Source organism: Actinosynnema mirum DSM 43827, from assembly GCF_000023245.1.
Lineage (GTDB): Bacteria > Actinomycetota > Actinomycetes > Mycobacteriales > Pseudonocardiaceae > Actinosynnema > Actinosynnema mirum.
In genome coordinates, this window is sequence record NC_013093.1 from 7089024 (window position 1) to 7107507 (window position 18484).

At 75.8% G+C, this 18484-nt stretch carries 16 protein-coding genes and 1 pseudogene; 4 read left to right on the top strand and 13 right to left on the bottom strand.

The features are described from left to right. Positions 1-279 precede the first annotated feature (279 nt). The 3 genes from ligA to AMIR_RS29940 all read right to left on the bottom strand — a co-directional run bounded on the left by ligA (position 280) and on the right by AMIR_RS29940 (position 4358). Positions 280-2730 (bottom strand): NAD-dependent DNA ligase LigA, encoded by a 2451-nt coding sequence (ligA, locus tag AMIR_RS29930; RefSeq protein ID WP_015804730.1) that lies wholly within the window; start codon positions 2728-2730, stop codon positions 280-282. 80 nt (positions 2731-2810) lie between these two features. Then, on the bottom strand, positions 2811-3458 hold the full coding sequence (locus AMIR_RS29935) for a hypothetical protein (protein ID WP_015804731.1): 648 nt from the start codon (positions 3456-3458) through the stop codon (positions 2811-2813). 12 nt (positions 3459-3470) lie between these two features. Continuing rightward, entirely contained in the window at positions 3471-4358 is an 888-nt protein-coding gene (locus AMIR_RS29940) for a LysR family transcriptional regulator (protein WP_015804732.1), read from the bottom strand. A 62-nt stretch (positions 4359-4420) separates the two neighbouring features. Here AMIR_RS29940 and AMIR_RS29945 point away from each other — a divergent pair. Continuing rightward, positions 4421-5236, top strand: a pseudogene (locus AMIR_RS29945) (YeiH family protein); the annotation flags it as partial. 48 nt (positions 5237-5284) lie between these two features. Here the strand turns inward: AMIR_RS29945 and AMIR_RS29950 are convergent. Next, complete coding sequence (locus tag AMIR_RS29950; protein ID WP_015804734.1) at positions 5285-6292, bottom strand: uroporphyrinogen decarboxylase/cobalamine-independent methonine synthase family protein; 1008 nt, start codon at positions 6290-6292, stop codon at positions 5285-5287. Positions 6293-6399: 107 nt separating this feature from the next. Beyond that, positions 6400-6729 carry a hypothetical protein gene (locus tag AMIR_RS29955; protein ID WP_015804735.1) on the bottom strand — a complete coding sequence of 110 codons (330 nt, stop codon included), beginning with the start codon at positions 6727-6729 and terminating at the stop codon, positions 6400-6402. 97 nt (positions 6730-6826) lie between these two features. Between AMIR_RS29955 and AMIR_RS29960 the strand changes: the two genes are divergently transcribed. Next, positions 6827-7345, top strand: coding sequence for a DUF6584 family protein (locus AMIR_RS29960; protein WP_015804736.1), 519 nt, complete (start codon positions 6827-6829; stop codon positions 7343-7345). Between the two features lie 32 nt (positions 7346-7377). On the opposite strand, the gene mnmA is transcribed toward AMIR_RS29960, so the two are convergent. The 7 genes from mnmA to AMIR_RS29995 form a co-directional block, all read right to left on the bottom strand. Then, positions 7378-8466, bottom strand: coding sequence for a tRNA 2-thiouridine(34) synthase MnmA (mnmA, locus tag AMIR_RS29965; protein WP_015804737.1), 1089 nt, complete (start codon positions 8464-8466; stop codon positions 7378-7380). A gap of 5 nt (positions 8467-8471) precedes the next feature. Further along, entirely contained in the window at positions 8472-9647 is a 1176-nt protein-coding gene (locus AMIR_RS29970; RefSeq protein ID WP_015804738.1) for a cysteine desulfurase family protein, read from the bottom strand. Then, complete coding sequence (locus AMIR_RS29975) at positions 9647-11194, bottom strand: MFS transporter (protein ID WP_015804739.1); 1548 nt, start codon at positions 11192-11194, stop codon at positions 9647-9649. Before AMIR_RS29975 ends, AMIR_RS29970 begins: the two co-directional genes overlap by 1 nt. A 130-nt stretch (positions 11195-11324) precedes the next feature. After that, on the bottom strand, positions 11325-12317 hold the full coding sequence (locus tag AMIR_RS29980; RefSeq protein WP_015804740.1) for a lysophospholipid acyltransferase family protein: 993 nt from the start codon (positions 12315-12317) through the stop codon (positions 11325-11327). Further along, positions 12317-13087, bottom strand: coding sequence for a GNAT family N-acetyltransferase (locus AMIR_RS29985; RefSeq protein WP_015804741.1), 771 nt, complete (start codon positions 13085-13087; stop codon positions 12317-12319). The genes AMIR_RS29980 and AMIR_RS29985 overlap by 1 nt, the downstream gene beginning before the upstream one ends. Positions 13088-13310: 223 nt before the next feature. Continuing rightward, positions 13311-14270, bottom strand: coding sequence for an electron transfer flavoprotein subunit alpha/FixB family protein (locus AMIR_RS29990; protein WP_015804742.1), 960 nt, complete (start codon positions 14268-14270; stop codon positions 13311-13313). Positions 14271-14290: 20 nt separating this feature from the next. Continuing rightward, complete coding sequence (locus AMIR_RS29995; protein ID WP_015804743.1) at positions 14291-15070, bottom strand: electron transfer flavoprotein subunit beta/FixA family protein; 780 nt, start codon at positions 15068-15070, stop codon at positions 14291-14293. A gap of 255 nt (positions 15071-15325) precedes the next feature. Here AMIR_RS29995 and AMIR_RS30000 point away from each other — a divergent pair, with 255 nt between their 5' ends. Then, the gene (locus tag AMIR_RS30000) at positions 15326-16168 is read left to right on the top strand and encodes a DegV family protein (protein ID WP_015804744.1); all 843 of its coding nucleotides are present in this window, start codon (positions 15326-15328) and stop codon (positions 16166-16168) included. Positions 16169-16244: 76 nt separating this feature from the next. Next, the gene (locus tag AMIR_RS40745; RefSeq protein WP_015804745.1) at positions 16245-16388 is read left to right on the top strand and encodes a hypothetical protein; all 144 of its coding nucleotides are present in this window, start codon (positions 16245-16247) and stop codon (positions 16386-16388) included. A 173-nt stretch (positions 16389-16561) separates the two neighbouring features. Here the strand turns inward: AMIR_RS40745 and AMIR_RS30005 are convergent, their stop codons facing one another. Further along, positions 16562-18478, bottom strand: coding sequence for a hypothetical protein (locus AMIR_RS30005; protein WP_143760955.1), 1917 nt, complete (start codon positions 18476-18478; stop codon positions 16562-16564). Positions 18479-18484 lie beyond the last annotated feature (6 nt).

Here is an 18484-nt window from a genome sequence, read left to right on the forward strand (position 1 = left end):
CCGCTGAGCCGCTGAGCCGCTGAGCCGCTGAGCCGCTGACGCCACGGTGGCACCGACAACCGGGCGGCCTGTAACCGGGCGGCCGGCAACCGGGCCTCGGCAACCAGGCCCCCGGCCCCGCTCCCAGGCTCCGCCCTCAGCCCCGGTCTCGGACTCGCCCCGGCCCCGCTCTCGGGCCCGGTCTCGAACTCGGCCCCAGTCCCAGTCCCAGTCCCAGCCCCGGTCTCGCCCCGCTCCCCGGCCCTCGGCGCTCTCGGCGACAGCGCGTCCGGCGGTGGTTCACCCCGCCGCAGGCCCCTCCCCCGGCTCGACCGCGCCGCTCGTGGGAACGCTCTCCGCGCCCGCGCCACCAGCCGTGGGAGCGCTCTCCCCGCTCACCCCGCCGCCCGTGGAAGCGCTCTCCCCCGCATCCCCGCCGATCGCCTCGCCCGAGCCGGCCCCGGCCCCGGAACCAGTCCCGTCACTCGAACCAGCCCCGTCACCCGAGCCTGCCCCGGCCCCCGCTCCAGCCCCGTCCTCCGAACTCCCCGCCACCGCGACCACCGCGACCACCGCGACCGCCGCGGCGGCCTCCGGCCCCCGCTCCAGCAGCACCCGGAACCCGGCCTCGTCCAGCACCGGCACCTTCAGCTGCGCGGCCTTGTCCGCCTTGCTGCCGGGGTTGTCCCCCACGATCACGAACGCCGTCTTCTTCGACACCGACCCGACCGCCTTGCCGCCCCGCACCAGGATCGAGTCCTTGGCCTCGTCGCGGGAGAAGTCCGCCAGCGTCCCGGTGACCACGATCGACAACCCCTCCAGGTCGCGCCGGATCGTGGTGTCGCGCTCGTCCACCATGCGCACCCCCGCCGCGGCCCAGCGGCGCACGACCTCCTGCCGCCACGGGGTCAGCGCCCACTCCCGCACCGCCGCCGCGATCGTCGGCCCGACCCCGCCCGCCGCCGCCAGGTCGGCCTCCTCGGCGTCCAGGATGGCCTGCACGCCGCCGAACTCCACCGCCAGCGCGCGCGCCGCCGTCGGCCCCACGTGGCGAATCGACAGGGCCACCAAGACCCGCCACAGCGGCTGCGACTTGGCGGCCTCCAGGTTCTCCAGCAGCTTCGCGCCGTTCGTCACCAGCGCGCCGTCCTGGTTGCGGAACAGGTCCACGCGCAGCAGGTCCTCGGCGGTGAGGTCGAACAGGTCCGCCTCGTTCCCGTACACCTCGGACGACGCCAGCGCCGCCGCGCCCTCGTACCCGAGCACCTCGACGTCCAGCGCGGACCGCGAGGCCAGGTAGGCCAACCGCTCCCGCAGCTGCGCGGGGCACCCCTCGGCGTTGGGGCAGCGGATGTCCACGTCCCCCTCCTTCATGGGGCGCAGCGCGTGCCCGCACTCCGGGCAGGACGCGGGCATCACGAACTCCCTGGCGTCCGCCGGGCGCACGTCCACGACCGGGCCGAGCACCTCGGGGATCACGTCGCCCGCCTTGCGGATGACGATCCGGTCGCCGATGAGCACGCCCTTGCGCTTGACCTCGGACGCGTTGTGCAGCGTCGCGCGGGCCACCGTGGAGCCCGCGACCTTCACCGGTTCCATGATCGCGAACGGGGTGACCCGCCCGGTGCGGCCGACCTGGACGCCGATGTCGAGCAGCGTCGTGGTGGCCTCCTCCGGCGGGTACTTGAACGCGATGGCCCAGCGGGGCGCGCGCGAGGTGCTGCCGAGCCTGCGCTGCAGCGGGACCTCGTCCACCTTCACCACGAGCCCGTCGATCTCGTGCGCGGCGTCGTGCCGGTGCTCGCCCCAGTGCGCGACGCGCGCCCACACCTCGTCGAACGTCGCCACGACGGCGGTGTGCTCGGACGTGGGCAGCCCCCAGGCGCGCAGCGCCGCGTACGCGTCGGACTGGCGCTCCAGCTCGAACCCGGCGCGCTTGCCGATGCCGTGGCACACCATGCGCAGCCTGCGGGACGCGGTGACCTTCGGGTCCTTCTGCCGCAGCGAGCCCGCGGCGGTGTTGCGCGGGTTCGCGAACGGCGGCAGGCCCGCCTCCACCAGCTTCGCGTTCAGCTCCAGGAAGTCCTCGACGGCGAAGTACACCTCGCCGCGCACCTCGACCAGCTCGGGGACCGGCCACTCGTCGGTCCCGGTGAGCACCTCGGGGACGTCGCGCAGGGTGCGCAGGTTGAGCGTCACGTCCTCACCGGTGCGGCCGTCGCCCCTGGTCAGGGCCCGGACGAGCCTGCCGCGCTCGTACCGCAGGTTGATGGCGAGCCCGTCGACCTTGAGCTCGCACAGGTACCGCGCCGCGTCGCCGACCTCCTTGCCGACCCGCTCGAACCACGCCCGCAGCCCGTCCTCGTCGAACGCGTTGTCCAGGCTGAGCATCCGCTCCAGGTGGTCGACGGCGGTGAACTCGGTGGAGAACGTGCCGCCGACCTGCTGGGTGGGCGAGTCCGGGGTGGCCAGGCCGGGGTGGGCGTCCTCCAGGGACTGGAGCTCGCGCAGCAGGGCGTCGAACTCGCCGTCGGAGATCGTGGGCGCGTCGAGCACGTAGTAGCGGAACTGGTGGCCGCGCACCTCCTCGGCGAGCGCGCGGTGCCGGTCGCGGGCGTCGGCGGGCACGTCCTCCAGGCCCTGGGCGCGCACGCCCTCGGGCGCGTCGGCCGCGGGCGCGCCGGGGGTGGTGGCGAGGTCGTCGCCCCGGTCCGCGGCGGGGTCGGGGGAGGAGTGGTCGTCGCTGGTCACGGCAGCAGCCTAGCCAGGGGGACCGACAGTCCCCGGTGGACGGCCGGGGCGCGCGGACGGCCCGCCCGCGCGCCACCCGGTCAGCCCTCGGGCGGCTCGAACGCCCGGCGGAACTGCGGCAGCGTGATGGAGCGCGGCCCGTCGGTGAGCGACAGCTCCACCCGGCCCACCACGCCCGCCGCGACCCGCTCCCCCAGCGCCGCGTCCAGCGCCAGGAACGCCACCCGCATCCGGTCGTCCTCGCCGAGGTCGGCGAACACCGGGTGGTGCACGACCACGTCGACCACGCCGTCGTCGGTCGGCTCGGTGAGCAGCCGGATGTCGGCCAGCGGCAGCCGGTGCTCGCCGATGTTGACGGTGACCTCGTCGGTGTCCGGCACGGGCGGCACCGAGTCGTGGTACTCCCAGATCATGTCCTCGTGCGGCGCGGCGGCCCTCCAGGCGTCGGTGTAGGGCCGCACCACCGGGTCCTCGCGGCTGCTGAGCACGAGCGCGTACACGGCGCGCCTCCCGCGCTGGATGGCGAACTCCAGCCTGGGGTGCACCGAGGCGACCAGCTCGCACAGCTCGTGCTCGACGCGCTGCGGCTGCCCGTCGCCGAGCGCGCCGCTGATCCGGGGCAGCAGGGCGTGCCAGCGCTCCCAGAAGGCCACCGCCGCCTCGGCCGGGTTCGGCAGGTGGACGGGGGCGGGCGGGGGCTCGGGGCGTTTGCGGCGGAACCAGCGCATGACCCCATTGAACTACGCGCCCGCGTCGCGCAGGGCGAGTGCGAGGAGTTCGGCGGCCGGACCCACCAGCCTGCGGCCGGACGGCCACACCGCGCGCAGGGCGCGGCGCAGGTCGAGGTCGACCGGGACGGCGGCGAGCCTGCCCGCCGCGAGGTCGGCGGCGACCGCGAGGGCGCTGAGCACGGCGGGTCCCGCGCCCGCGACGACCGCGCCCAGCACGGCCGCCGACGAGCCCAGCTCCAGCGCGGGCGGGCAGGCGCGGGGCAGGAGGCGGTCCAGGGTGTCCCTGGTGCCCGAACCGCGCTCGCGCACCACCAGGGGCGTGGCGGCCAGCTCGGCGGGCGGCAGCGGGGTCGTGCGGCGGGTCCACGGGTGACCGGGCGGCACCACGAGCACCAGCCGGTCCACGGCGACCCTGCGGCTGCTCAGCCCTGGCAGCGGGCCGGGGGCCTCCACGAAGCCGAGCGCGACCTCACCGGCCCTGACCAGCGCGCACACCGACTCGGAGTTGGTCACCCGCAGGCCGACGCGCAGGTCGGGGCGCGCGCGGCGCAGTCCGCCGACCCAGCCGGGCGCGAGGTGCTCGGCGACGGTCATGCTCGCGGCCACGGCCAGCTCGGCGTCCCGCTCGGCCCGCAGCGCCCGCGCGGCCTCCACCAGGCCCTCCACCTCGGTCAGCGCGCGGCGGGCGCGCTCGGCCAGCACCGTGCCCGCCGGGGTGAGCGCGGAGCCCCGGCTGCCGCGCTCGACCAGCACCACGCCGAGCGCGCGCTCGGCGGCGGCCAGGCGCTTGCTCGCGGACGGCTGGGCCACGCCCAGCGCGGCGGCGGCGCGGCTGAGGCTGCCCAGCTCGCCGACCAGGACGAGCAGCCGCAGGGTGGTCAGGTCGGGGTCGGCCATAGCCGGAGGGTATGGCTGAAGAGCGGATTCCCGCCTACCGGGAGCACTTGACGCGGCGGACGATTCTGTGCGTGCTGATCGCTGCCCTGCTGCTGGGCGTCCTCGTCGGAGGGCGCCTGCCCGACCTGTCCGCCGCCACGAAGAAGCTGCTGCGCCTTGGCGTGGTGCTGCTGGGGTTGCAGCTGTCGCTGCCGGTGGTGCTGGAGCTGGGGCCGGGCGTGCTGGTCGCGGTGGTGGCGACGGTGGCGGTCACCTTCCTGGGCACCCGGTGGATCGGCGGGCTGCTCGGGCTGCCGCGCGGGCTGTCGACGCTGGTCGCGACGGGGTTCTCGATCTGCGGGGCGTCGGCGGTGGCGGCCGTGGAGGGCGTGGTCGAGCGGCGGGACGAGGACGTGGCGACGAGCGTGGCGCTGGTGACGCTGTTCGGCACGCTGGCGATGCTGGCGCTGCCGCTGCTGGGCGCGTCGCCGCTGTGGATCGGGCTGAGCGTGCACGAGGTGGGGCAGGTGGCGGCTGCCGCGCCCGCGTCGGGACTGGCGGCGGCGATGGCGGTGAAGCTGAGCCGGGTGGCGCTGCTGGCGCCGGTCGTGGCGCTGGTGGGCGGTGGGCGCGGGTCGGGGGCTCCGGTGGTGCCGCTGTTCCTGGTGGGGTTCGTGGGGCTGGCGGCGCTGCGGTCGACGGGGGTGCTGCCGCAGGTGGTGCTGGACGGCGGGAAGGTCGCGGCGACGGTGCTGCTGGCGGCGGCGATGTTCGGGCTGGGCACGGCGGTGCGGCCGAAGGCGTTGCTGCGCACCGGCCCCAGGGCGCTGGCGCTGGGGGCGCTGTCGACGCTGCTGGTGTGCGGGACCGGGTGGGCGACGCTGGCGCTGCTGACCTGACGCTCCACTGTGGACTGCCCTTTTAGGACAGTCCACGCTGGAGTGCGATCACCAGGTGTCGGGCGGTTCCAGGAACGCCTTGCCGAGGTCGCGGGACAGCGCGAGGGCGCGCCGGACCCAGCCGAGGCTCGCGCCCGCCATGCCGCACGAGGGCGTGGGGACGGCGTGCGTGGCGAGCACCGAGCGCGGGAAGCCGAGCCGGTCGGCCAGGTCCAGCGCGGGCTTCGCGGCGGTCCTCAGGTCGATCGGGGCGGCCGGATCGGCGCCGGGCAGCAGGCCCAGCAGCAGCACCAGCCCCTCCTGCCACGCCTCCCCCAGCTCGTCCAGCATCGCCCGCTCCACCAGGGACACGTCCAGCGCGACGGCCTTCGCGCCTGCCCTGCGCATCAGGTTCACCGGCGGCCTGGGCGCGCAGCAGTGCACGATCACGTCGTCGAACGGCTCGACGACGCTCTGCAGCAGCGCCAGCGCCTCCGGCTCCGGAACGGCCGCGACGGTGCCGAGCTTGGACGGGGTGGGCAGCAGGCCGCGCAGCACGGACGGCAGCGCGGGCTCGTCCAGCTGCACCACGACCTTCGCGCCGGTGCGGCGGGCGACCTCGGCGGTGTGCCGGGACAGGCCCTCCACCAGCGACTCGGTGAACTCGCGCAGCGCGCCCTGGTCGGTGAGCACCCGGTGGCCGCGCACCAGCTCGACGGTCGCGGCGAGCGTCCACGGTCCGGCGGCCTGGACCTTCACCACGGCGGGCTTGGCGGCGGCCGCGGCTTCTTCGAGGGCGTCGAGGTCCCAGCTGAGCAGGTCCTGGGCGCGGCGGTGGTCGCGACCGGGGTGGGCGGCGACCCGGTAGCCGGACGGGACGACCTCCACGGGCAGGTCCACCAGCAGCGCGGCGGTCCGCCCGGTCAGGTCGGCCCCGACGCCGCGCGCGGGCAGCTCGGGCAGGTGCGGCAGGTCGGGCAGCTCGCCGAACACCAGGCGGGCGGCCTCGTGCGGGTCGGTGCCGGGGAGCGAGCCGATACCGGTTGCCGCTCCGGCGGGCCAGGGGGTGACGTCCACGGCGACAAGTGTCCCACCGGGCGGGGGCGCGGGGCCGCCGGGAGCGACCACCGCACCGCCGCCCGGTCGGCCCCGGCGGTGTCAGGTCGCGGTGCCGGGTCTCGGTGTCAGGTCGCGGTGTCAGGTCTCGCGGTCAGCCCGACCACCTGCACGGCGGTGGTCGGGCTGACGGCGAACAGCAGCGGGGTGCTCGGGCCCGGCGGCGCCACCTGGGCGGCGGACAGCGCGGCGGCGGTGGCGAGCAGCGCCTTCGGTTGCCCGCCGCGCACGTGCGGGACGAGCGCGAGCACCAGCGGTGGCAACACGATCGGGGGAAAGATCCAGGCCACGGCGGGCAGCGCGAGCAGCAGGCCGACCGGGCTGCGGCGCAACGGGGGTTCGCGCGGGTCGCGGGCGAGCAGGTGCAGCCAGGGCCACCAGGACAGGCCGACCGGCACCAGGGTCGTGGGGACCCCCGGTGATCCTCCCGTCGGGGAACCGGTTCAGTCCAAAGGACCCACCACGGGACTTGTGCTGGCTGGGAGCATGTCGCGTATGCCGGTCGATGCGACGCTGCGGAGGGCTGCCGAGGAGGTGGCGCGCGGCGATCTGGCGAGCGTGCTGCGGGCGCGCCAGCGGCTGGTGGGGCTGGTGTGCAGCTACCCGGCGCGACTCGACCTGAGGGACCGGTTGGCCTCGGTGTACCGGTTGCTGGGCGACCCCGTGCAGGCGGGCCGGTGGAGCTACCTGCTGGAGGTGCGGGACGAGGCGGAGTTAGCCGCGTTCGAACGGGCCTACCGCACGCCGGAGTCCCGGCTGGCGGCGATGAACTGGCTGGAGCCCGAGGGCGGACCGGACGGGGCCGCCGGGAGCGAGACGGCACGCGACCGGCTGACCGACCTGCGACGGGCGGTGGCCGAGCAGCTGGCGGGCGAGCTGGCGGTGACCGAGGACCGCGACAGCCCGTGGCACGTGCACCTGGGGGTGCTGGTGGGGGTCGTGGTGGTGCTGCTGTGCTTCGTGGTCGGACTGGTGACGGTCGTGATGTGGCTGCTCGGCTGGGCGACGGCCTGAGCCGAGGCCAGACCCGCCGCCCGCCCCCGCCCCTAGACCCCGGTCCGCTCGATCGTCGCGCTCGCCAGCACCAGATCGCCGCCCTCCGGGTCCTCCCGGTAGACCGCCACCGCCTGCCCAGGCGCCACGCCCGACAGCGGTTCGCGCAGGCGCACCACCAGCTCCTCGCCGACCAGCTCCGCGATCGCCGGCGCGGTCCCGCCGTGCGCGCGCACCTGGGCCACGCACTCCACCGGCCCGGACCAGTCCACCCGCGACACCGGCCGCACCGCCACGATCTCGCGCACGGCCAGCTTCTCCGCCGCCCCCACCCGGACCGTGCCCGACACCGGCTCCAGCGACAGCACGTACCGGGGCCGCCCGTCCGGCGCGGGCGCGTCGATGCCCAGGCCCTTGCGCTGCCCCACGGTGAACCCGTGCACGCCCACGTGCTGCCCCAGCACCGCGCCGGTCTCGTCGTCCACGAGCACGCCCGCGCGCTGCCCGAGGCGCTTGGTCAGGAACCCCTGCGTGTCGCCGTCCGGGATGAAGCAGATGTCGTGGCTGTCCGGCTTCGCCGCCACCGACAGCCCGCGCCGCGCCGCCTCCGCCCGCACCTCGACCTTGGTCGACCCGCCGAGCGGGAACATCGCGTGCGCCAGCTGCTCGCGCGTGAGCGAGGCCAGCACGTACGACTGGTCCTTGCCCTCGTCCGCGCTGCGCCGCAGCTCCACCGAGCCGTCCACGACGTCGAGCCGCGCGTAGTGCCCGGTGCACACCGCGTCGAACCCGAGCGCGATGGCCTTGTCCAGCAGCGCCTCGAACTTGATCCGCTCGTTGCACCGCAGGCACGGGTTGGGCGTGCGCCCCGCCGCGTACTCCGCGACGAAGTCCTCCACCACGTCCTCGGTGAACCGCTCCGCGAAGTCCCACACGTAGAACGGGATGCCGAGCACGTCGGCGGCCCGCCGGGCGTCGTGCGAGTCCTCGATCGTGCAGCACCCGCGCGACCCGGTGCGCAGCGTCCCCGGCTTCGCCGACAGCGCCAGGTGCACCCCGGTCACGTCGTGCCCGGCCTCGACGGCGCGCGCCGCCGCCACGGCCGAGTCGACCCCGCCGCTCATCGCCGCGAGCACCCGCATCCCCGTCACACCTCCGCCTTGTGCCTGCGCATCCCCGCGATGCCCGCCGAGCGGGCCCGCTCCACGACCGGTCCGATGACGCCCGCCAGCTCGCGCACCTCGGCCTCGGTCGACGTCCAGCCGAGCGTGAACCGCAGCGACCCGCGCGCCAGCACCGGGTCGACGCCCATGGCCAGCAGCACGTGGCTGGGCTGGGCGACCCCGGCCGTGCAGGCCGAGCCGGTCGAGCACTCCACGCCCTTGGCGTCCAGCAGCATCAGCAGGCTGTCGCCCTCGCAGCCGGGGAACGTCAGGTGCGCGTGCCCCGGAAGCCCGTCCTCGGGGTCGCCGTTGACGACCACGTCCGGCACCACCGCGCGCACCGCGCCGACCAGCTGGTCCCGCAGCGCCCGCAGCCTCGCCGCCGACGCCTCCCGCCGCTCCACCGCGTGCCGCACCGCCACCGCGAACGCCGCGATCGCGGGCACGTCCAGCGTCCCGGACCGCACGTCCCGCTCCTGCCCGCCGCCGTGCAGCAGCGGGGTGACGCCGACCTGCCTCCCGAGCAGCAGCGCGCCGATCCCGTACGGGGCGCCGATCTTGTGCCCGCTGACCGTGAGCGCCCCCGCGCCGCTGTCCGCGAACGAGACCGGTACCGCGCCGACCGCCTGCACGGCGTCGGTGTGCAGCGGAACCCCGAACCCGGCGGCGGCGGCGGACAGCTCGGCGACCGGGTTGACCGTGCCGACCTCGTTGTTCGCCCACATCGTGGTGACCAGCGCGACGTCCTCGCCCAGCACCGCCCGCAGCGCGTCGGGCGTGATCCGCCCGGCCGCGTCGGGCTCGACCAGGGTGACCTCGGCGCCCTCGTGCTCGGCCAGCCAGTCGACCGCGTCCAGCACCGCGTGGTGCTCCACGGCCCCGGCCACGACCCGGTTGCGGCCCTCGCGCCGCCGCGCCCAGTAGGCGCCCTTGACGGCCAGGTTGTCGCTCTCCGTGCCACCGGCGGTGAACAGCACCTCGGACGGCTTCGCGCCGAGCGCGTCGGCGATGTCCTCGCGCGCCTCCTCGACCAGCCTGCGCGCCCTGCGCCCCGAGGTGTGCAGCGACGAGGCGTTGCCCGTGCGGGACAACGCCTCGGTCAGCGCCGCGATCGCCTCGGGGAGGACGGGTGTCGTGGCGGCGTGGTCGAAGTAGGCCATCAGTCGTCCAGGGTAGCCCGGCAGCGCGGTCCGGTGAGCACGGCACCGAGCACCGCGAGACCGGCCATGAGCAGGTCCAGGGGGATGACGGCGGTGGTCAGGTCCGGTGCGGCGGCGAGCACGACGCCGCCGAGGCCGACCAGCAGGGCCGAACCGAGCATGTCGCTCACCTGCAGGGCCGAGGAGTTGAAGCCCCGGTCGGAGTCGGTGGACGCGGCGAGGGTGAGCACGCTCAGGCTGGACATGGCCATGCCGACCCCGAGCCCGGCGACGCCCCACAGCACGGAGGTCAGCCACGCGGGCCCCCAGCTCGGTGCGATGAGGGTCACGGAGGCGATGCCTGTGGCGCTGACGGTGAAGCCCCAGCGCACCAGGGTCTCGCGCGGGATGTCCGGGCGGCGGGACTGCCACATGGACGCGGCGGACCAGCCGATGGCGCTGAGCGTGAGCGGGATGCCCGCGGCGGTGGCCGAGTAGCCGTGCACGGTGGTCAGGGTGAGCGGGATGAACGCCTCGACGGCGAAGAACGTGCCCGCGAGCAGGCCCCTGGCCAGGATCGTGACGGGCAGGCCGCGCCGGGCGGTGAGCGTGCCCTTGGGCAGCAGGACGCGCAGCGACGGCGCCAGCACGGCCAGCGAGGCGGCGCCGAGCGCGAGGCTGGCCCAGCCGGGGTGCTGCGCGGCCCAGCTGAGCCCGGCGACGCCGCCGCCCGCGCCGAACGCGGCCAGCGGCAGCCCTCGGCGGGCGGGCTCCTCGCCCCGGTGCGGCGGCAGCGCGCGCAGCACCGGCAGGACCAGCGCGAACCCGATCGCGACCAGCGGGACCAGGCCGAGGAACACCCACCGCCAGCTCAGGTTCTCGGTGAGCCAGCCCGCGACGGCGGGCCCGACGAGCGAGGGCACCACCCAGGCGGCGGACAGCGCGCCGAACACGGCGGGCCGCAGCCGCTCCGGGTAGACCAGGCCGATCAGGACGTAGACGGCCACGATCTGGGCGCCCGCGCCGAGGCCCTGGAGCACCCGACCGGCCATCAGCAGGGTCATGTCCTGGGCGATCCCGGCGACGGCGAGCCCGACGACGAACAGGGCGGGGCCGACGAGCAGCGGCAGGCGCGGGCCGATCCGGTCGCAGACCCGGCCGGACAGCACGACCGCGACGACGCTGGCGGCCTGGAACCCGAGGAACGGCCACGAGTAGAACGCCTGGCCGTCGAGGTCGGCGACCATGCGGGGCATCGCGGTGCTGACGCCCATGGCCTCGAACGCGAGCAGGGTGATCAGCAGGACCATGCCGGTGACGGGGCCCCGGTTCTCGGGGGCCCACAGACCGGGTTCGGTGGTGGTGGCGGCGGACTTGGCCCCGGTGGCGGCCCCGGTGGCGTCCTCGGTGGCGTCCTCGGAGGCCCCGGTGGTGGTCGCGGAGGCGGCACCCGGTCCTGCGGACCCGCGCGCGGCGGCGCTCGCGTCGGCGGCGGCCCCGAGGGCGGTGGCGGGGAGGTCGTGGGGGTCGCCGTCGGGTCGGGTGTCACGTGGGGTCACCCGTCCCATGTTCCTACCTCGACCGCACTGGAGGTCAACCAGGTTTCCCGTTCGGCGCAGCCGCGCGGACGCGGGTTTCCCGGCAGCGCCCGGAGGCGGCGGAGGACTTCCCGCCGCCGCCACTCGGCCCGCACCCCGGTCAGCCCTTCCGGCTCAGCCGCCGCCGACCGCTCCTGCCCCGACGCGGGACGACCACCTCGGCGCTCGCCGCGCCCGGCGGCAGGACCGCCGGCGACAGGACCACCCGGGCCGGAACACCCGGCGCGACCATCCCCGGAGCCCGCGCCGCCACGACGGCCCGGTGCCCCGCCCCCACCGCCGCCCCTGGCGGCAGCACCCGCTCGGTGGCCGACTGCGCCAGCGCCGCCAGCTCCCGCCGGTCGGCCGCGCGGCCGGGCGCGATCTCGTCCAGCACGTGCACCTCCACGACCAGCCCGCCGGTCCGCACCACCCGCCAGATCGCGTCCACCAGCCCGTCCGCCCCCACGTACGCGGGCCGCGTGGTCGCCACCCCGCCGCGCAGGTACCGCAGCGCCACCGGCCGCACCGGCACGCCCGCGTCGAGCGCGGCCTGGAACAGCGCGGGCCGGAACGGCCCCGACTCGCTGCCGCACCAGGTCGTCCCCTCCGCGTGCACCCCCACCGCCGCCCCGGACCGCAGCGCCGCCGCCAGCTCCGCGACGGTCCCCGGCAGCAGCCGCAGCCGCTCCCGGTCCAGGTAGACGGTGCGCGCGGCGGTGATGATCCAGCCGAGCACCGGCCACGACCGGATGTCGCGCTTGGCGACGATCCGGATGGGCTGCACCGAGTCGACGACCAGCTCGTCCAACCAGGACACGTGGTTGGCGACCACGAGCACCCCGCGCCCCGGCGTGCCCTGGAACCGCCGCTCCCCCACCACGCGCATCCCGACCCCGGAGGCCCGCACCATCAGCCGGAACCACCCGCGCAGCACCGCTTCCCGCGCCCGCCCGCGCAGCACCAGCACGACCGGCGCCACGAGCGCCCCGGCGGCCAGCACGCCCGCCAGCCCGGCGAACCGCAGCACCGCCCGCGCCCTGCCGACCGTCGCGCCCTCGGCCACGCACCCGTCGCCGCACGGCGAGAGGGGCATCCAGGCGTGCGCGGCCATCAGCCGACCTCGCCCAGGAAGAACTTCAGGTACCGCTGGTCGACCCGGTCCATGGACAGCAGCACGAACAGGTCCGCCACGCCGAACGCCGGGTCGTGCGCGGGCCGCCCGCACACCCACGCGCCGAGCCTCAGGTACCCCTTGAGCAGCGGCGGCGCGGCGACCCGGCCGCCGCGCACGACCGCGTCCACGTCCCACGGCGAGCGCGGCACGACCCGGTGCTCCTCGGGGGCGAGGTTCTTGGCCGACACCTGGTCCCACACGCCCGCCGCGTGCGCGCCGCCGTCGCTCAGCGGCACCGAGGCGCAGCCGACCAGCCAGGAGTGCCCGGACAGCAGCATGTACCGGGCGATCCCGGCCCACACCAGGGAGACGACCGCGCCGGAGCGGTGGTCGGGGTGCACGCAGGACCGGCCGGTCTCGACGATCTGCGGGCGCAGGCCGTCGAGCGCGGTCAGGTCGAACTCGGTGTCGGAGTAGAGGCCGCCCGCCTCGCGCGCCCGCTCCGGCGGCAGCATCCGGTAGGTGCCCACGATCTCGCCGGTGGCGTCGTCGCGGACCACGAGGTGGTCGCAGAACTCGTCGAAGGGGTCGATGTCGAGGCCGGGGACGGGGGTGCTCAGGGCCGCGCCCATCTCCTCGGCGAAGACCCGGTGCCGCAGGCGTTGCGCGGCGACGACCTCGTCGCCGTCCCTGGCGACCAGGAGGGAGTAGCCGGCGCTGCGCTCGGCGGTGCTCCCGGTGCTGACAAGCAGTTGCGGCTGCGTCATGGCACGTGTGTACCGAGCGCTCGGCGACCTTTGTCAGGTTTTTCCGGTGACGCCTCGGTGGCAGCGGGGTGAATTGCGCGCCGAGGTGATCGGCATTTCCGGCGGGTACGCCTCTCGGCAATCCGCCGGTGGTCCGCTCGTCGAAATCCGGGGAATCCCGGGGGAAAGCCGGAGGGCCGTCCCGCGTCGCGGGACGGCCCTCGGACCTGGCCGGAGCGGGTGCTCAGCCCTTGCGCTTCTCGACCTCGCCGGTCAGCTGCGGGACGACGGTGAACAGGTCGCCCACCACGCCGTAGTCCGCGATCTCGAAGATCGGGGCCTCCGGGTCCTTGTTGACCGCGATGATGGTCTTCGAGGTCTGCATCCCGGCCCGGTGCTGGATCGCGCCGGAGATGCCGAGCGCGATGTACAGCTGCGGCGACACCGTCTTGCCGGTCTGGCCGACCTGGAACTGGTGCGGGTAGTAACCGGAGTCGACCGCCGCGCGGGAGGCGCCGACGGCCGCGCCGAGCACGTCCGCGAGCTTCTCCACGACGTCGAACTTCTCCGCGCTGCCGACGCCCCGGCCGCCCGCGACGACGACGGTCGCCTCGGTCAGCTCGGGCCGGTCGCCGCCGACCAGGACCTCGCGGCCGGTCACCCTGGTGACCTTGGCGGCGTCGGCGGCGGGCAGCTCCACGGCGACCTCGGTCGCCTCGGCCGGGGCCTCCTCGGCCTCGACGGCGCCGGGGCGCACGGCGATGACCGGCACGCCCCTGGTGGACTTGGCCTTGACCACGAACGCGCCGCCGAAGACGGACTGCGTCACGGAGCCGTCGGCGTCCACGTCGACCGCGTCGTACAGCAGGCCGGAGCCCAGCCGCACGGCCAGCCGACCCGCGACCTCCTTGCCCTCCAGCGTCGCCGAGATCAGCACGGCGGCCGGGGAGGCGGTGGCGGCGACGGCCTGCAGGGCGTCGACCTTCGGGGTGACCAGGAGGGCGTCCGCGTCGGCGGACTCGGCCGCGTAGACCTTGACCGCGCCGTAGCGGGCCAGGGAGTCCTTCACCTTGCCCGTGACGCCGGGCGATCCGACCACCACCGCGGCCGGGTCGCCGATACGGCGCGCGGCGGATAGCAGCTCATGGGTGACCTTCTTGACCTCGCCGTCGACGTGGTCGACGAGGACCAGGACCTCAGGCATTCCTTGTTCCCCCTTCCCCTTCAGATGAGCTTCTGGCCGACGAGGTACTCGGCGATCTTGGAACCGCCGTCGCCCTCGTCCTCGACGCGCTGACCGGCGGTGCGCGGCGGCTTGGGAGCCGCCTCGACGACCTGCGTCCACGCGGCGCCGAGACCGACCTCGTCCGCGCCCAGACCGAGGTCCGAGGCGGTGAGGGTGGTCACCGGCTTCTTCTTCGCGGCCATGATGCCCTTGAAGGACGGGTACCGGGGCTCGTTGATCTTCTCGTTGACGCTCAGCACGGCCGGGAGGCTCGCCTCCAGGTGCGCGACGCCCTCGTCGGTCTCCCGGACGGCCTTGACCACGCCGCCCTCGACGGTGACCTTGCGGACGTGCGTGAGCTGGGGCAGGCCCAGCAGCTCGGCCAGGATGGCGGGCACGGCGCCCGCGCGGCCGTCGGTCGCCTCGTTGCCCGCGACGACGAGGTCGAACTCGACCGTCGCCAGCGCCTTCGCGAGGACCTTGGCGGTGGTGAGCGCGTCGGAGCCGTGCAGCGCGGGGTCGGACACGTGGATCGCCTTGTCCGCGCCCATGGAGAGGGCCTTGCGGATGGCGTCGGTCGCACGGTCGGGACCCATCGAGAGGACCGTCACCTCGCCGCCGTGCTCGGCCTGGAGGACCAGCGCCTCCTCGACGGCGCGCTCGTTGATCTCGTCGAGCACGGCGTCCGCGGCGTCGCGGTCGAGGGTGTGGTCGGCGTCGCTGAGCTTGCGCTCGGACCAGGTGTCGGGCACCTGCTTGACCAGGACGACAATGTTCATGGGTCCTCTTCGACCTCCTGCGGACGGGCGGCGGACGTGACTGGGCGACCGTGCTTCAGCCGTGGGTCGCCGGATTGCCGGTGTGACCCTGCCATGTCGGCACCGCGTTGGCACGGTGGTGTCGGCCACCACGATGTTACCCACGAGTAGCAGCCGGTTCCGCACCTTCGGGACGTGACCCTGCTCACCGGGAAACCCCCGGGGGGCCGTTGGGGGCGACCCCCGGCAACCCCCTATCAGGCTAGCGTCGGGCCCATGTACCGGAGAGTTGCCATCGTCACCGACTCGGCCGCGTGCCTGCCCGAGCGCGTCACCGACCAGATGGGCATCGGCGTCGTGCAGATCCAGGTGAGGCTCGGCGACCGGACGGACGACGAGGCGCGCGTCCCGGTGGCCGAGCTGGTGGCCGCGATGCGCTCGGGAACACCCGTGAGCACGGCCCCGCCGGACCCCGGCGCGTTCTTCTGGACCTACTCGGACCTCGCGGCGGCGGGCGCGCAGGCGGTGGTGTCGGTGCACGTGTCGGGTGCGCTGTCCCGCACCTTCGAGGCGGCGCGCGAGGCGGCGACGCAGGCGCGGGTGCCGGTGACCGTGGTGGACAGCGGGACGGCCGGGACGAGCCTGGGGTACGCGGTGCTCGCGGCGGCAGCGGCGGCGCGCGCCGGCGGGGACGCGGCTCGGGTCGCGGACGCGGCTCGGCGGACGGCGGGGCGCTGCACCGAGGTGATCTACGTGGACACGCTGGAGTTCCTGCGGCGCGGTGGGCGGGTCGGGACGGCGGCGGCGCTGCTCGGGTCGGCGTTCGCGGTGAAGCCGCTGCTGACCGTGGAGGGCGGGCGGATCGTGCCGCTGGAGCGGGTCGTCGGCGGGGAGCGGGCGCTGCGGCGGGCCGTGGACGTGGCGGTGCGGCGGGCGGGCGAGTTCGAGGTGGACGTCGCGGTGGAGCACTTCGACGCGGCCGAGCGGGCCCAGTCGGTGCTGGACGAGCTGCGCGGGCGGGTGCCGAGGGTGCGGCAGGCGATGCTCGCGCCGGTCAGCTCGGCGGTCGGGGCCCACGTCGGGCCGGGGGCCATCGGTGTGACCGTTTCGCCGGTTTAGCCCGGTTCGGAACTCGGGTGGGGGTTTGACCGTTGGGCGGGGTGGGAAGTTGGACGGTGCGGGGAAGGAGAAGGACATGGCATCGCTGTTCAGCAGGATCACCGCGTTCACGCGCAGCCCGCAGGGGCGCAGGATCACCGACCAGGTCAAGAACGCCGCGCGCGACCCGCGCACGCGGGCCAAGGCCCAGGACATGCTGAGGCGCTTCAAGAAGCGCTGACCGGCGCCCGGCTCCGGCCGGGTCGCGGGGACGCGGCCCACCGGGACCGGCGGCCCCTCCACGACGCGGCGCCCGCGTGGGCGCCGCCCTCCTGAGCACGACCGGCTTCGCGGCAAGACCCCGAGGGGCCGCCCTGGTGGGCGGCCCTTTCGGCGTGCGCGGGGGCGGTGTCCTCAGCCGCGCCTGCGGACCTGCTCCTCGGGCTCGTCGGAGACCGTGCCGCCCTGCGGCGGCACCTCGGCCGAGCTGACCGGGGAGGGCGCGGGCCCGTCCGCAGGCTGCCCCTGCCCCTGGTCCTGCTCCTGGTCCGCCCGAGCGCCCGCGACCTCGACGCCCAGCTCGGGCTCGACGTCCGCCAGGTCGCCGGACCGGCGCTGCTCGACCAGGGCGTCGACCGGGTCGGGCTCGGCGGGACGCGGGCCCTGACCGGCGGCGGCGCGCCCGGCCGAGGGCTCCGGCTCGTCGGCGTCGACGGGGTCGTCGGTCAGGTCGAGCACGTCGACCAGGTCGGGCTCGGGCTCGGCGACCAGCCCCTCCGCCGACCGGACGGGAGGGGCGCCCCGGTCCTGGGCGCCGGGCGACTCCACCTCGGGCCCGGCGACCAGCTCCCCGGACGCCCCCTCGTCCCTGGGCGCGGGCACCTCGGCCCACTCGGGCCGCCCGGCCCGCCGGGGACCGGGCACGCGCGGCACCCCGTCGGAGACGCCTGCCGCTGCCGCGGAGTCGGTCCCGGTCCCGGCCTCCTCGGACCCAACGGCCTCAGCCTCAGGGGTCTGCGCTGCCTCTTCACCCGGCGCACCGGCCTCGGACGAGGGATTCGCGGCGGCCGACCGGGCATCCGACGCATCGCTTGCCGAAGGCTGATCGGCGGGCGCAGGCTGCTCGGCCACGGGGTCCTCAACCGCATGACGCTCGGCCGCCGGACGGTCGGGTGTCAGTCGCCCGGCCACCAACTGGTCGGCCACGGGGTGGTCGGCCACGGGGTGGTCGGCGGCCGACTGCTCGGTCGTCGCGCGGTCGGTCGTCGCGCGGTCGGTCGTCGCGCGGTCGGTTGTCGTGCGCTGGGTCGTCGGGCGGTCGCCGGGCGTGGGGGCGGTCGCGGTGAGCTCGACCGGTTCCCTCGGGGTGCGGCCCCGCCCCTCCTCCACGACCCGCGCCACCTCCTCCGCCCAGCCCAGCTCGGACAGCCGGGACACCAGGTACGAGGCCTCCAGGGACAGCTCGTCCACGTCGGCGAACCCCGCCTCGGCCGCGACCTCGGGCTCCACCCCGGAGCCCACGACCCGGTCGGCGTCACCCGCGCCCCGCTTCTCGGCGCCCGCATCCCGTCCGGCAGCGCCCGCATCCCGTCCGGCAGCGCCCCGGTCAGCGTCACCCGCGCCCCGTTCGGCGTCGCGCGCGTCGCGTTCCGCGGTGTAAGCGCCGGGATCGGTCAGCAGGTGCAGGGGCACCACGCGCAGGCCACCCGCGCGCGCCTGCGGCCTCACGGGGGCCGGCTCCTCGGACGCGAAGGCGTCCTCCTTGTCGGCGGGCTGGTCGTCCACCGGGGCCGCGCCGCCCGCGCCGACCTCCGCCGGTTCCGGTTGGGCGACCAGCTCCGGGCGCTCCCGCGCCAGCAGGTCCGCGATGTCCACCAGGCGCATCAGCGGCTTCGGCGTCGTCGGCGGGCGCTCGCGCGGCTCGGCGTCGGCCGGGTCGCCCCCGCCCGCCCCGTCAACGCCGTCGTCCGGCCACGGGTCGCCGCCTGCCGCGTCCGGCTTCCCGCCGTCACCCGGTCCGGCCGCGTCGACGCCGCCGTCCGACCACGGGTCCTCCCCGCCGCTCCCCCACCGCCCCACGACGCCGACCACCGGGTTCCGGTGGATCGGCCGGGTCGCGAAGTCGTCCGGCGGGAAGCTCGGGGGGTGCGCCCGCGCCCGCCCACCGGCCTCCGGCGCCGCGCCCTCCCGCTCGACCGGCCCGTCGCCGTCCGCCTCGGCGGGTTCCTCCTCCACGTCCTCGGCGCGCCTGAGCATCCACGCCGTGAGCACGCAGCCCGCGGCGAACGACAACATGCACAGGCCGAACACGAAAGCGACCGCCCCGGTCATCATCCG